This window comes from Pectobacterium polonicum (assembly GCF_005497185.1).
GTDB classification, from domain to species: domain Bacteria; phylum Pseudomonadota; class Gammaproteobacteria; order Enterobacterales; family Enterobacteriaceae; genus Pectobacterium; species Pectobacterium polonicum.
In genome coordinates, this window is sequence record NZ_RJTN01000002.1 from 345905 (window position 1) to 359724 (window position 13820).

13 protein-coding genes are annotated in these 13820 nt (G+C 50.8%); 10 read left to right on the plus strand and 3 right to left on the minus strand.

What is annotated here, in order from left to right:
* Positions 1-10 precede the first annotated feature (10 nt).
* Positions 11-697, minus strand: coding sequence for a gamma-glutamylcyclotransferase (locus EDI29_RS03930; protein ID WP_137739813.1), 687 nt, complete (start codon positions 695-697; stop codon positions 11-13).
* 431 nt (positions 698-1128) lie between these two features.
* On the opposite strand from EDI29_RS03930, the gene EDI29_RS03935 reads away from it, so the two are divergent.
* From EDI29_RS03935 to EDI29_RS03960, 6 genes are all read left to right on the plus strand, one after another.
* Positions 1129-1932, plus strand: a complete 804-nt coding sequence (locus EDI29_RS03935) for a siderophore-interacting protein (protein WP_137739814.1) — start codon at positions 1129-1131, stop codon at positions 1930-1932.
* Between the two features lie 328 nt (positions 1933-2260).
* Complete coding sequence (chaA, locus tag EDI29_RS03940) at positions 2261-3361, plus strand: sodium-potassium/proton antiporter ChaA (protein ID WP_137739815.1); 1101 nt, start codon at positions 2261-2263, stop codon at positions 3359-3361.
* A 163-nt stretch (positions 3362-3524) separates the two neighbouring features.
* The gene (gene dauA, locus EDI29_RS03945) at positions 3525-5228 is read left to right on the plus strand and encodes a C4-dicarboxylic acid transporter DauA (RefSeq protein ID WP_137739816.1); all 1704 of its coding nucleotides are present in this window, start codon (positions 3525-3527) and stop codon (positions 5226-5228) included.
* Between the two features lie 165 nt (positions 5229-5393).
* Positions 5394-6116, plus strand: coding sequence for a dihydromonapterin reductase (folM, locus tag EDI29_RS03950; RefSeq protein ID WP_137739817.1), 723 nt, complete (start codon positions 5394-5396; stop codon positions 6114-6116).
* A 30-nt stretch (positions 6117-6146) separates the two neighbouring features.
* Positions 6147-6662, plus strand: a complete 516-nt coding sequence (locus tag EDI29_RS03955) for a sigma-70 family RNA polymerase sigma factor (protein WP_193555639.1) — start codon at positions 6147-6149, stop codon at positions 6660-6662.
* Positions 6659-7462 carry an anti-sigma factor family protein gene (locus tag EDI29_RS03960; protein WP_137739819.1) on the plus strand — a complete coding sequence of 268 codons (804 nt, stop codon included), beginning with the start codon at positions 6659-6661 and terminating at the stop codon, positions 7460-7462. The genes EDI29_RS03955 and EDI29_RS03960 overlap by 4 nt, the downstream gene beginning before the upstream one ends.
* Positions 7463-7513: 51 nt before the next feature.
* Here EDI29_RS03960 and EDI29_RS03965 read toward each other — a convergent pair whose 3' ends face one another.
* Positions 7514-8089, minus strand: coding sequence for a YceI family protein (locus tag EDI29_RS03965; protein WP_137739820.1), 576 nt, complete (start codon positions 8087-8089; stop codon positions 7514-7516).
* 162 nt (positions 8090-8251) lie between these two features.
* The gene (locus tag EDI29_RS03970) at positions 8252-9448 is read right to left on the minus strand and encodes an immunity 26/phosphotriesterase HocA family protein (RefSeq protein ID WP_137739821.1); all 1197 of its coding nucleotides are present in this window, start codon (positions 9446-9448) and stop codon (positions 8252-8254) included.
* 208 nt (positions 9449-9656) lie between these two features.
* On the opposite strand from EDI29_RS03970, the gene rstA reads away from it, so the two are divergent.
* The 4 genes from rstA to EDI29_RS03990 all read left to right on the plus strand — a co-directional run bounded on the left by rstA (position 9657) and on the right by EDI29_RS03990 (position 13798).
* Entirely contained in the window at positions 9657-10394 is a 738-nt protein-coding gene (gene rstA / locus EDI29_RS03975) for a two-component system response regulator RstA (protein WP_107169671.1), read from the plus strand.
* Complete coding sequence (gene rstB / locus EDI29_RS03980; RefSeq protein ID WP_137739822.1) at positions 10391-11704, plus strand: two-component system sensor histidine kinase RstB; 1314 nt, start codon at positions 10391-10393, stop codon at positions 11702-11704. The genes rstA and rstB overlap by 4 nt, the downstream gene beginning before the upstream one ends.
* A gap of 178 nt (positions 11705-11882) precedes the next feature.
* Positions 11883-12353, plus strand: coding sequence for an acid resistance repetitive basic protein Asr (gene asr, locus EDI29_RS03985; protein WP_137739823.1), 471 nt, complete (start codon positions 11883-11885; stop codon positions 12351-12353).
* An 833-nt stretch (positions 12354-13186) separates the two neighbouring features.
* Positions 13187-13798, plus strand: a complete 612-nt coding sequence (locus tag EDI29_RS03990) for a helix-turn-helix domain-containing protein (protein ID WP_137739824.1) — start codon at positions 13187-13189, stop codon at positions 13796-13798.
* The last annotated feature ends 22 nt before the right edge of the window (positions 13799-13820 follow it).

The following is a 13820-nucleotide window of genomic DNA, read 5'->3' on the forward strand; positions in this document are numbered from 1 at the left end:
TCACTTACCGTTACTGACTATTCCCTGCTGACTCAGAGCACGACTGTTGCAGAATACGCACCCGCTGCGCCAATTCGCTCACGCGTTCATCTTCTGTTCCATGATTTTTCAGTTCTTGCTCGAGTGCAAAAAGATATTGCGCATTGGTGCCAAGCGGACCGCTAGCGCGCGCAATCAGCGGTGCGACGCTCTGAATGCAGGTATCATTTTCGTTCAGGGGATGTTCCGGCTCGGAAACAAACACCAGCGCCGTCAACGGTGCGCCGTTCTTACGCTGTAATTCGCACCAGAGTGGACGATAGCAGCCCGTCAGCATTTCTCGCTTCCAGAGTAGTTCCAAATCTTCACGCAATGAGGTTTCCGGCAGGCGGAAAGCCAACCCCGTTGTTTGCCCGCCGGGTTGCAACGCCAGCATCCGCCCCGGCTGTGTTGTCGTGCCGCGACCGATAGTGAGGCGCAGGCAAAAAGCACGCTGCCATCCCGCCAACGTTGCCAGACAGATTTCTTCGGCGTCAAAAACCGGGTTCCACATAAGTGAACCGTAGCCAAATACCCAGACAGGACAGCTATTGGGCCGTAGCGCCAGCGTCCTATCCAGAGAATCAGCCCGCTGTTGCGGCGTGAGCAGTAAGGTTTCTTCAATACATCCAAAAGACGTTCTACAATCTGCTTTCTGCAAAAAATCGCGTGTTAACACTACTTACCACCCCCAGCCCTACTCTTTTTCTGCTCATCAGATCGGCTCTCGCCCTGTGTTTAAAAACCCAACTGCTTCATCTGTTTAATTTTACAACACCATAGAACTTGAGGTTATTCATTTATGGCTTCGCGATCAAGCTTGATACAGGTCACAAAAGCTGAAAAAGTTCGTGATAATGTTTCGCATCACGTAATGTTCCGCCTTTATATCAACTCATCGGCAATACGGCGTCAGACTTGACGTCTTCCTGATATAAACACCATTTTTGTGATAACAGAAGCCTATCTTCGGCCTTTCGCTGAAGATGAAAGCCCAACAGCGTATTTATTTCGATGGAAATGACCACGACTAGACACAAAACGATAATAATTATCATCTCGTGTTGTTATTATTTCCCATACTGGAATTGACTACCACGGAGACACTGAATGGCAACGCCGCGTCAGCCTGTTTTAGTTCAGGTTAAACAGATTCACGATATTTCCCCACATTTACGCTGTATTACGTTCCATCATGATGCGCTGCGCGACTACCCAGCCGAGCGATACGGTGCGCATCTCAAACTGTTTCTGCCTCAGGCTGGACAACAAAAACCAGCTCTGCCCGTCATCGGTGAACGCGGTCCGATCTGGCCGGAAGGCGAAGCCCGCCCTATCGTTCGCACCTATAGCGTCCGGGCGTTGCGCCCAGAGGATGCGGAGCTGGATATGGTTTTCGCGCTGCATGAGCACGTTGGCCCTGCCGTCAACTTTGCTCGTCAGGCCAAGCCCGGCGACTGGGTGGGTATTTCGCAACCCGGCGGCCCACTCCCGATGCTGCCTCCCGCTGCCGCATATTATCTGGCGGCTGACCCATCTTCACTCCCCGCGCTCATAGCGCTGTTGGAGAACCTGCCCGATGACGCTCAGGGACATGCCGTGATCCGTGTCGATAGCGAGGCGGATAAACTCGATATAGCGAAACCATCACAGCTTCAACTGCATTGGATCATTGGCGGGACAGAAACGACCGACGCGCTGGTGCAGCATTTTCAGGCACTCCCAGTAACTGATAATGCATTTTACTGGTTAGCCGGTGAGGATCGTATCGTGGTTCAGCTTCGTCGCCACGTGCGCCGCGAACGCGGGTGTGAACGAAATCAGATATATGCAGTACCTTATTGGCGAGAAGGGCTAAATGAAGAGGATTATCATCATAAACGTCACGATATTATGGACAATCCTGACGAATAACCATAAAAAATACATTTGATATTATAGTCATAGGGAGAAGATAGATAGATTCTCCCTTTTCATTTAAATTTATGCTCAAAACGTAAAAATCCGTAAAACTCCCCGCACCAATACGACAATCTGTTATCATATTGTTCGTTTTATTACGTTATAACTACTTTCTAGTAACCTTTTGCGGTTTATTATTGTGTTACGGCCATGAATAAATGGTTTTATATCCTTAATAAATTGCTTTATGCCCGAGTCATTCGAGTTGTCAGTGCGCTAGCTTGATGTATGACGGGGATATTTTGCCGCACCATTCCTCTGGATAAGGAGAACACCCACAATGAAGTCTCATGCTGAGGTGGTCAAAACTCGCCATCATGAATACTCACTCATTTTTCCTGTTATTGCGCTGGCCGTGCTCTACATGTGGGGCAGTTCACAAGATTTTGTCGCCATTCTCGGTATCAACGCCCTCGCGCTAGCCGGTATTCTTTTCAGTGCATTTAGCGTAGTACGCCATGCTGACGTGCTCGCTCATCGCCTGGGTGAACCTTACGGTTCACTCATCCTCAGCCTGTCCGTTGTGATTCTTGAAGTCAGCCTAATTTCGGCGCTGATGGCCACTGGCGACGCGGGCCCGGACCTGATGCGTGATACGCTCTATTCCATTATCGTGATCGTCACTGGCGGCCTGGTGGGCTTTGCCCTCTTGCTCGGTGGCCGTAAATTCGCCACGCAGTATGTCAACCTCAGTGGCATCAAGCAGTATCTGATGGCGATATTCCCGCTGGCGGTGATTGTGCTGGTTTTCCCCAGCGCCTTACCCGACGGTAACTTCAGCGTAGCGCAGTCGCTGATTATTGCCGCCATTTCTGCGGCGATGTACGGTGTTTTTCTGTTGATTCAAACGCGTACGCACCAAAGTCTGTTTGTCTATGAACATGAAGACGAAGGTGACGGCGACGATCCACATCACGGTAAACCGTCCGCGCACAGCTCGCTGTGGCACACCGGTTGGCTTCTGGTTCATCTGATTGCCGTTATTGCCGTGACCAAGACCAATTCAATGCCGCTGGAAACGCTGCTGACCGAAATGAACGCGCCGACGCAGTTTACGGGCTTTCTGGTCGCGCTGTTAATCCTCTCACCTGAAGGGCTGGGAGCTATCCGTGCGGTTCTAAAAAATCAGGTACAGCGTGCTATGAACCTGTTCTTTGGTTCCGTACTGGCGACGATTTCACTCACCGTCCCCACCGTCACCATCATCGCGATGATGACAGGCCGTACGCTAAACTTCGGTCTGGATATGCCACATATCGTCGTGATGCTGTCTGTGTTGGTGCTGTGCCACATTACATTCTCCACAGGGAGAACGAACGTATTGAGCGGCAGTGCGCATTTAGCACTCTTTGCCGCCTATCTGATCACCATCACGCTATAACCTCTCAGTTGACGCGGTTTTCGCCGCGTCAGCCTCGTCAAACTGCACTTCTCTTGATGTATCTCTGGATCTTCTCAGCGCCTCCAGCGTATCGTAAGGCTGTCGTCGACGGACCGGCAGGCCCGCCATGTTGATTTACTTCCTTACTTTGGTTTCTGCTTAGATGAAAACGCACGGAATTAACGGCGTCAGGCCGTTCAGCGCGCTGATTGACGCGTGCTGGCGCGAAAAATATACGCTACAACGTTTTATCCACGACATTATCGCTGGCGTTACCGTCGGCATCATCGCCATTCCGCTGGCGATGGCGCTGGCGATTGCCAGCGGCGTTCCCCCACAGTACGGGTTATATACTTCGGCGATTGCCGGGATCGTCATTGCCGTCAGCGGCGGTTCGCGCTACAGCGTATCGGGTCCGACAGCAGCTTTCGTCGTCATTCTCTATCCCGTGTCACAGCAGTTTGGGTTATCCGGCCTGCTGGTCGCCACCCTGCTTTCCGGTGTGTTTCTGCTGCTGATGGGGCTCTGCCGCTTCGGCCGACTGATCGAATATATTCCGCTCTCCGTGACGCTGGGGTTTACCTCAGGGATCGCTATCACCATCGGTACGATGCAAATCAAAGATTTCTTCGGCTTGCAGATGGCCGTAGTCCCCGAGCACTACGTCGAAAAAGTGTCGGCACTGGCGCAATCGCTGCCAACCCTCCATCTTGCCGATACGCTGATCGGCGCAACGACGCTGCTGGTTCTCATCGTTTGGCCCAGACTCGGTATCCGCCTACCCGGTCACTTGCCTGCGCTGCTGGCAGGCGTCGCGGTGATGGGGATTATGTCGCTACTGGGTGAAAATGTGGCCACCATCGGCTCCCGCTTTAGTTACATGCTGGCGGACGGTTCGCAAGGGCAAGGGATTCCGCCCATTTTACCGCAGCTTATTTTACCGTGGGACATTCCGTCGCCGGATGGGAAGACGATGACGTTGGATTGGCAAAGCATTTCCGCTCTGCTGCCTGCGGCATTCTCGATGGCGATGCTGGGTGCGATTGAGTCGCTGCTGTGCGCCGTCGTACTGGATGGCATGACAGGAAAAAAACACAATTCTAATGCCGAGCTGATGGGGCAAGGCTTCGGTAACATCATCGCACCTTTCTTTGGCGGTATTACCGCGACCGCCGCGATTGCCCGCTCTGCCGCCAACGTGCGCGCAGGCGCGAACTCGCCGATCTCCGCCGTGGTTCATGCCCTGTTGGTGCTGTTAGCATTGCTGATACTTGCGCCATGGTTGTCTTATCTGCCGCTGGCGGCAATGGCATCACTGCTGTTGATTGTCGCCTGGAACATGAGCGAAGCGCACAAGGTGGTAGATTTACTGCGCCACGGACCGAAAGACGACATTATTGTGATGCTGCTCTGTATGTCGTTGACCGTGCTGTTCGATATGGTGATCGCGATTACCGTCGGCATTGTGCTGGCATCGTTGCTCTTCATGCGACGCATCGCACAAATGACCCGTCTGAGCGAACTGCCGGACACCAAAATACCGGATCATCTGGTGTTACGCGTTAACGGCCCGCTGTTTTTTGCCGCGGCAGAACGCATCTTCAACGACCTGACCGTGCGCAGTGAAGGCTACCAAAATATCATCTTACAGTGGGATGCGGTGCCGGTGCTGGATGCCGGCGGGCTCAATGCGTTCCTGCGCTTTAGCGAAACGCTGCCCGAGGGTAAACAGCTCATCATTACCGACATTCCCTTCCAGCCGTTAAAAACGCTGGCGCGAGCAAAGGTTCACCCGATTGAAGGACGACTGAGTTTCTACGGTTCATTGGCGCAAGCCATTGAGGCGACGACGGCACGCTCAGCATAGCAGAGGCAACGACTCAGGGGATGCTCAACCGTCCCCTTATCCTTTTTCACCAGCGGTTTACTACGCCCGCCCCTAACGGGTATAAAACCATATCCTGCATAGTCGTTAATTCAGGTATATTGTCACGGTTCCCCCCTTTAACTCGCGTGTTGAGGAGATTTCACCGTGACAACGTTTTCTTCTGCTCCCGTGTTAATTACCGGCGGTGCACGGCGTATTGGGCTAGCGCTGGCGCGTTCGTTTCTGGCTCAGTCGACCCCGGTCATCATCAGCTATCGCACGCCTTATCCCGAACTTGAGACGCTACAGCAAGACGGCGCGATTTGCCTGGACGCTGATTTTTCCACCACGGAAAACATCTATACCTTTGCGGAGCAAATTCAATCGCTTACTCCGCAGCTACGCGCAATTATTCACAACGCCAGCAGTTGGACACCAGAAAAGCCTGACACACCATTGGAGCAGACGCTGAGCGATATGCTGCAAATTCATGTCTATGCCCCCTATTTACTCAACCAACTGCTGGAACCTTGCCTACGCGGACAAGGTATTGCGGGTGCGGATATTATTCATCTGACAGATTACGTCGTTGAAAAAGGCAGCGAAAAACACATCGCCTATGCCGCCAGCAAAGCGGCGCTGGATAACATGACGCGTTCGTTTGCCCGCAAACTGGCACCGGAAGTGAAGGTAAACGCCATTGCTCCCGGTTTAATCCTGTTCAAGGAACAGGATGACGACGAATATCGTCAGCAGGCGTTGGAAAAGTCATTGATGAAAATCGCGCCTGGCGAAGAGGAAATAGTTCAACTGGTAGACTATTTGTTCAAGAGCCGTTATGTGACGGGGAAAACGCTGGGCGTCGATGGCGGACGGGCTTTGCGCTAAATCCCTGAGTATCAATGCGAGGATAAGAAAATCACCACCAGTGAAGTTCGCCAGCAGCTTACTGCACACCTAACACGCCTGTGGCGTTACGGGTTAGTCCTATCACGCAGCCACGAGGTTGCCGAAGAGTTAGTCCAGTCCACCTGCGTTCGGGCGCTCGAAAAGAGTGCACAATTTACACCGGGTACTCGTATCGACAGATGGTTGTTCTCCATTCTCCACTCAATATGGATTTCCGAACTGCGCGCCCGCCGCGTACGTCAGGGGCAAGGATTTATTGAAAGTGAGGAATTGCTAGCCCCGGATACCCATGAACGGGATGACGATCGCCTGCATTACCAAAAAATAATGCAGCGTGTCAGCGCGCTCCCAGAAGCACAGCGCAACACCGTATTTTTAGTTTATGTCGAAGGGTTTACCTATCAGGAGGCGGCAGACACGCTATCGGTACCGATCGGCACGATTATGAGCCGGCTGGCCGCCGCGCGGAGTGCGCTGGCTAAATCAGTTGACACGCCGCCTTCGGTAAAGGAGAAACAGTCTTGAAACCAGTACATTTTACGCCCCCCTACAGTGACGAAGCCATTGTCGCCTGGCTGGATGGCGAGATGAATGAGGCCGATGCGCAAAGATTCAAGGCATTGCTCAAGGGAGACGAAGAGCTTGCCGAGCGCACAGCCGAGCTGATGAAAAGCCAGCTTGCTTTTGAAGAAGCCTTCGCACCACTGCTCGACAAAGCGCCTAAAGCAAGGATGCTGGCCAGGCTGGAAGCGTTAGCAACACCGGTTCCAACACCCGGCAAATTCTCATTTCACGCGGGTGTCAGCCGCCGCTCGCTGATTGCCGCGTCATTCAGCTTTCTGGTGATTGGCTCTGGAATCGGCTACCTCGCACGTTCACCCCAGCTTATTCTCAGCGACAGCGAGAAAATTCGCGATCTTGAAGCGCAATACATGTCGCTGTACAGCGCGGAAACCCTACTCGATGCGGATAACTCCGCACAGGCCTTGCAGCGTGGGCTGTCTCGTACTGCCGAAAACATTGGATTGCAGCTCAATACACCGCAGTTGGCGCTTCACGGTGCAGAGTTAAAAATGGTACGCCTGCTGAGCTATGACAATACGTCGATTGCGCAGATTACCTGGATGCATGCCGAATATGGGCCGATGGCGCTATGTATTTCTCCTGAGCGTCAGGCAACTGCCACCGCGCTTAACAATGAGCAACGCCATGATATGCAGGTTGTCTGGTGGCGCGCTCGCGGCTATCAGTTCGTATTAATTGGCCGTAGCCCGGTTATTCCGCTGACAGAAAATGCGCTCAGGTTACAGACCGCACTGGCATAGCCTGTACACTGCCCTCCACACACGGGCACCCCACGTGTGGAGGGCAAATAGTTATACTGCGTGCCGGGCTTTCGCCTGAATTTCAATATTAATCGCTACGCGATCGTCCACCACCCCGGTAAACCGATCCATGTTAAAAGACGAGCGCGAAATAGCGGTGGTGGCATGGAGAGACAGCGAACCGTCATGAGATGCGGTTCCGCCATGTTCTTCAAGCGTGGCTTCCAGAATGACCGGGCGTTGAACGTTTTTTACCGACAGTGACCCAAAAACCCGAAAGTGACCATTCCCCAACGCCACTACCCTGCTGCTAGTAAAAGTAATATCGGGATAGTGCTCAGCATCAAAAAACAGGCTGCTTTTTAACTGGTAGGTCAACAGACTGTTGGAAGCCTGTAGCGTCGTGATGGGAATTTTCACATCAATACGGTCATTTACTTCCTTTTCAGCATCCAGCGTGATGTTGCCCGTCACGCCGTCGAGAGAGGCTTGTGACAGGTGACCAAATGCTTGCCATGAAAGCGCAATGACCGTGTTATCAGTGGCAACGGTGTAGTTAAGAGGCATAGCGTGCAACAGTGGGCTGATGAGCAGCCCGGAGGCCAATACGGGAACGATGCGTGTCATAACAGAATTCTCCTCAGAATAGACAACGCGTAAACGCTCCAGAGCACCACTTTATTCGGACACGTTTCATTATTTCTACCGATTCTGAGGGAACACGTCAGGCCTCGATGTCGAACGGGCTTTGCGTTAACAACCCGCTCAACGAAATCGCCGACGCTATTGCTAACCTTTTTTCTTCACTCGCGCCTTACGCTGGTACGCTTTATGGTTGGCGACATACGTCAGGTAGGCTGCGCGCGTCAGCCCGCAAGTACGCTGGGCGAAGGCATCGTAGGTCGTATCAGGTGGAAAACCAAACTCGGCCAATGCCTGTTCCCACGCTTCACGATGTGCCGGGTTGTGTAGCGTTTTATCGTAGTCAGGGAAACCGTTATCGGCGAAGCATTCGGCTGATACGCTGCTATAAGCCCCGTTATTCATATAGCTACGCCCAGCCTTAAAAGCGGTATCCTGACTGGCTTTCTCGATCGAACACGGTCCCCATGACAGGCGATAGCCACTTTTCTGTGCGCTGATGCTTGGGCCATAGCCAACCGGGAACAGAATGTCGTCTTCCGACAACGTTTTCGATCCCACATACTCGTAGTTACCGCGCAGAAATGAGTTATCCATAACAATCGAGCACTTTTCAGACAAGGGCGATGCCACAATCTCCGACAGAGAAGGATTACGCTCGGTCGTGCGAAGCAGATAAGGCCGAACAAACAGCGGCATCGTCATTACATCGTGCCAGATACTGTGTTCAGCAAACAATTCGTCCTTTTGCATCTGACGCAGGTTGCCAATCACCAGAACATAACCATCAGTATGTAAATCTATTTCGACGCGAAAGATGTCGCCCGGAATGGTTTTATGCTGCTGATTTTTCATACTCATCAACCGTTCCAGTTTATGAGCATAATCAACAGGTAAGCGCTCGTGATAAGATTTCAGCCAGTCGACAATCTCTTCTTTACTGGTCAAGTCCCGACACTCTGGCAGCGGGAGTCGAATAGAATTTCGATAATTACTGGCGTTAATATAGCCGTAATTTCCCGAGTTCAGCGTTCTGATACCTGCCGAAAACACAATGCCATCAGCCATTACGCTAGAAACGCTGGTGTAAGTGAGTTTTTTTTCTTTACCCCGCGAGGTTCTCGGCAAAATAACCTCACGTCCACGCGTTTGAATAATAACGTCTTCTTCCTGATAATTTAACGCGGTGGCGGTAATGCGCTTGCGGATCGTGTCACCCTCGAAGCAGATAAAATAACCGTCGCGCACCGTTAAAATATCCCATTCAGCCGATAACGGTTCCAGACCGAAATAAGGGCGTAAAGCTTCCTGCATCCAGCTATTTATCTGATCAATCGGTTTCATCTTTAGCACGGTTCCCGGTGGGATAATCGATAATCATGGCGCGGTCGCCCTCGATAAATTGCAAGAGTCGACTAAAAAAACACGCACCGCAGCTTATCTAATTTTGAAAAATAAACAAATACTTAACACCCATTTACGCTTCGCTTCTCGTTTATCGTCGCTCATCAGGCTATGCTATCAACAGAGAGATGGGGATGACGTAGATACCATGCATAAGATTGTTTTTATAGAAGATGATACCGAGGTGGGGAAATTGATCGCCGCCTACCTTGGCAAGCATGACATTGATGTTCAGGTTGAAGCGCGAGGCGATCAGGCACAGGCCTTTATTGAACAGCAGCAGCCCGACCTTGTGCTGCTGGACATTATGCTGCCCGGCAAAGACGGGATGACCATCTGTCGGGAGTTGCGGCCACAGTACAGCGGCCCGATTGTGCTACTGACCTCGCTGGACAGCGATATGAATCATATTCTGGCACTGGAAATGGGTGCCGATGATTACATTCTGAAAACCACGCCGCCCGCCGTCTTGCTTGCCCGCTTGCGCCTGCATTTGCGGCAATATGCCACTACGCCACAGCCTGTGGCAGAAAATACAACGCCCGCGGCGTTGCAGGTGCATAAATCACTGCACTTCGGCCTGCTCTGTATCGACCCGGTCAATCGGGAAGTGACATTAGGGCAAGAGCACATCGTGTTATCCACCGCGGATTTCGATCTCCTCTGGCAGTTGGCAACCCATGCTGGCCACATTATGGATCGGGATGCGCTGCTGAAAAATCTGCGCGGCGTGACCTACGATGGCATGGATCGCAGTATTGATGTGGCAATTTCCCGCCTGCGTAAAAAACTGTACGACAACCCGCTGGAACCATTTCGTATCAAAACCGTGCGTAACAAAGGTTACCTGTTTGCCCCCAATACCTGGGAGAGCGTGACGCTATGAGAAAACTGTTCGTCCAGTTTTTTCTCCTGCTGTTCGCCTGCTTTGTCGTCATGACACTACTGGTCGGGCTGGTCTATAAAGTCACGGCCGAACGCGCCGGACGCCAGTCCATGGACGACCTGATGAAAAGTTCGCTGTATCTCATTCGTAATGAGCTACGCGCGATCCCCCCCCGCGAATGGCATAAAACCATCAACCAGCTTGATTTAAACCTGTCGTTCAAGTTGCACATCGAACCGGTGAGCAAATATGCGCTCAGCCCCAAGAATCGGCAGCGCCTGAACCAAGGAGAAATTATCGCGCTGGATGACGAGTACACGTTTATTCAACGTATCCCACGTAGCCACTACGTTCTCGCCGTTGGCCCTATTCCTTATTTATTCTTTCTGCACGAAATGAGACTGCTGGATTTACTGCTGGTGATGCTCATCGGGCTGTCGCTCGCGTTACCCGTTTTCTTGTGGATGCGGCCACATTGGCAAGCCATGCTAAAACTGGAAAATGCCGCCCAGCGTCTGGGGGATGGTCATCTGGAAGAGCGCATTCACTTTGATAGCACTTCAAGCCTGTTTCGGCTGGGGGTCGCCTTCAACCGAATGGCAGATAACCTGAACCAGCTCATCAACAGTAAAAAGCAGCTAATTGACAATATCGCGCACGAACTGCGCACACCGTTGGTCAGGCTGCGCTATCGGCTGGCGATGAGCGACAACCTGACAGAAGATGAGCAGCAGGCGTTAAACCGGGATATTGGTCAACTCGAAGCGCTGATTGACGAATTGCTGACCTATGCCAGGCTCGATCGCCCACAGGTAACGCTGCATCTTGCCGATATTGATATTCCTTCGTGGTTACAGGCGAAAGTTGACGATTTTCGTCTTATCCATCCTGACAAACAGATTTCACTGGAAATGCCTCCTTCGGCACAAATTGGTGCGCTTGATTTACGTCTCATGGAACGAGTCCTGAATAACCTGATCGGCAATGGGTTACGCTTCTGCCACAGCCAACTGCGTATCAGCCTGACGTCCGACGCGGCGCATATCGCGTGCCTGCAAGTCGAAGATGACGGCCCCGGCATTGCTCCCGAAAACCGAGACAGTGTTTTTGAACCGTTTATTCGCCTGGAAGCAGGCATTGAGAACAGCAGCGGCGGATGTGGGTTGGGGCTGGCGATTGTTCATGCTATCGCACGTGCTTACGAAGGCAATATCACGGTGGATGAAAGCCCGCTCGGCGGTGCCCGTTTTCGCTTTTGCTGGCCAGTAAAAACCGCGACAGCACAGGCTACTATCGCCATTCAGCCTTAACGACAAGACAGCGGCAATCCCGCTGTCTTTCAATGATTTCTTTGCTTTCCTCGGCCTGTACATTAGGTTACACGCCGAAACCAATCACTCACTGAAGCCGCCCTCTGTTTATCCTATTCTCTCTTCAACGGCCCACCTGAGGGTCACGAAACGTGAATGAGATAACGAGGAAATGATGATGAATAAAGTATTAGTTATGATCGCAGGTGCGGCTCTGGGTCTGTCCTCTGTCGCATTTGCCGCAGATACCGTAACCAGCGTACCCGCTCAAACATCTGCAACCACGACCACCTCTGCTCCAGCTAAAGCTGTTCACCATAAAAAACAGGTGAAGAAAGCGAAACCAACTGCTGAACAGAAAGCGCAAGCTGCCAAGAAACATGTGAAGAAAGCGAAGCACGCTCCAGCACAGAAAGCACAGGCAGCTAAGAAACACGTGAAGAAAGCAAAACCCGCTCCAGCACAGAAAGCACAGGCAGCTAAGAAACACGTGAAGAAAGCGAAGCCAGCTCCAGCACAGAAAGCACAAGCGGCTAAGAAACACGTGAAGAAAGCAAAACCCGCTCCAGCGCAGAAAGCGCAGGCTGCCAAGAAACACGTGAAAAAAGCGAAAACTGCAAAACCTGCTGATACCACGCCAGCGGCGTAATCGATAGTCATCCTCGCCTTCCCCCTACCGATGGGGAAGGCGTCACTTACGGTCAGCCCGGTTCGAATCTCGCCACTAAGGGCAACGACAGAGTCATCATCAAACACCCGGTCCATCGGGTGTTTATTTCATGGGGGAAGGGAACATGATGCGTCGCTACTCATTCGAAATTATGCTATCCCTCGTTCTGCTCTGTGGAATTATCACCCTAAGTTTTTTTCTCTAGTTCTCAGAATTGCTCTACCACGCACCTACCCACGTATTCTCGCTATTATTAAGTACCGATGTCTATCCGCATAAAAAACACGCACCAACATTGATAACCACTCTCATTAACAATATTATTGCTTCCTATATTTTAATCTCTTCCCTTCCCTATCAACAGGTCAAACCAGACCAGACTGCCGTTTAAATCAATCACTTGAAGACTATCGTCTCATTTACGATGATAAACACGCCAATAACAATGGAATTATCTAAATCTTAAACTACAATTTCGAAATCAATAATAAGTCACATTGGATTTCAACGTATATTTATTATTAGAAAATAAAGCACACTAATTACAAGGTTTAATTTACCAAGACATCCACGATGTCCAACCACAACACCGCGCTGCGCGCAGTATCTGTTTTATTGCATTAGCACCACAGCGTGCTAACCACATAATCACTTAAAACAAGGTGGTATTTATTGATAAAAAGACGACAATATACTTAGCCGAATACGGATTGAACTTCAAAACCACAAATTTAATAACACACCTCTAAGGATGCTGTATTTTTCATAAAACGAAATGGACGCGTTATAACTCCATCACGTACAGGTTTTCAATGAAAGAATTAAATACCTCTATTTTTAGAATTACAAAAATACTTTCGCCACACAGTAATATCGCCCCGCCGACCAAAGTCATCAAAGGGAAACGACTTTATTTCTTTTATCCATCAGGAGAGCAAGTGATTTATTTTCTGGATGAAGGAACATTCTTAATGAAGCAGTCAATCGATGATAAAGTTATTTCCGTTATATTATCACCTGCCATCATCGGTTGGTCCATGGTGACGCTTGATGGTGGGGAACTCTATCTGGAAAGGGTTGATTATGGAAAAATTCGCAGTATTCCTTTCAATACCGCGATGCGCATTATTACGGCTTATGAACGTTTCGACGATGTTTTAGCGATTGTTAATACCGGGTTTCATGCATTGATTGACCATTGTATCGGCAATCATGGTGACTCACTTTCCATCGTGCACAAAATGCTACGTTCTCTGAATCAACTTCCCCCTGATGTTAAACGACGTTTCTCTGCTCTGTCGTATATTTCCCAACGTACGTCACTCTCAAAAAGTACGATAAAACGGGGACTGAAGCGGCTACAGCAGCAAGGCTTAATTACACTGGAGCGCGGTAAATTACGCCATCTCACGGAGTGTAATTAATGCCATGACGGGTCGCCTGACC

What these genes read in the sequence shown, in the direction of transcription:
- EDI29_RS03935 (WP_137739814.1), top strand. Translation starts at nt 1,129, where the DNA reads ATGGCAACGCCGCGTCAGCCTGTTTTAGTTCAGGTTAAACAGATTCAC.
- chaA (WP_137739815.1), top strand. Translation starts at nt 2,261, where the DNA reads ATGAAGTCTCATGCTGAGGTGGTCAAAACTCGCCATCATGAATACTCA.
- dauA (WP_137739816.1), top strand. Translation starts at nt 3,525, where the DNA reads ATGAAAACGCACGGAATTAACGGCGTCAGGCCGTTCAGCGCGCTGATT.
- EDI29_RS03965 (WP_137739820.1), bottom strand. Translation starts at nt 8,089, where the DNA reads ATGACACGCATCGTTCCCGTATTGGCCTCCGGGCTGCTCATCAGCCCA.
- EDI29_RS03970 (WP_137739821.1), bottom strand. Translation starts at nt 9,448, where the DNA reads ATGAAACCGATTGATCAGATAAATAGCTGGATGCAGGAAGCTTTACGC.
- rstA (WP_107169671.1), top strand. Translation starts at nt 9,657, where the DNA reads ATGCATAAGATTGTTTTTATAGAAGATGATACCGAGGTGGGGAAATTG.
- rstB (WP_137739822.1), top strand. Translation starts at nt 10,391, where the DNA reads ATGAGAAAACTGTTCGTCCAGTTTTTTCTCCTGCTGTTCGCCTGCTTT.
- asr (WP_137739823.1), top strand. Translation starts at nt 11,883, where the DNA reads ATGAATAAAGTATTAGTTATGATCGCAGGTGCGGCTCTGGGTCTGTCC.
- EDI29_RS03990 (WP_137739824.1), top strand. Translation starts at nt 13,187, where the DNA reads ATGAAAGAATTAAATACCTCTATTTTTAGAATTACAAAAATACTTTCG.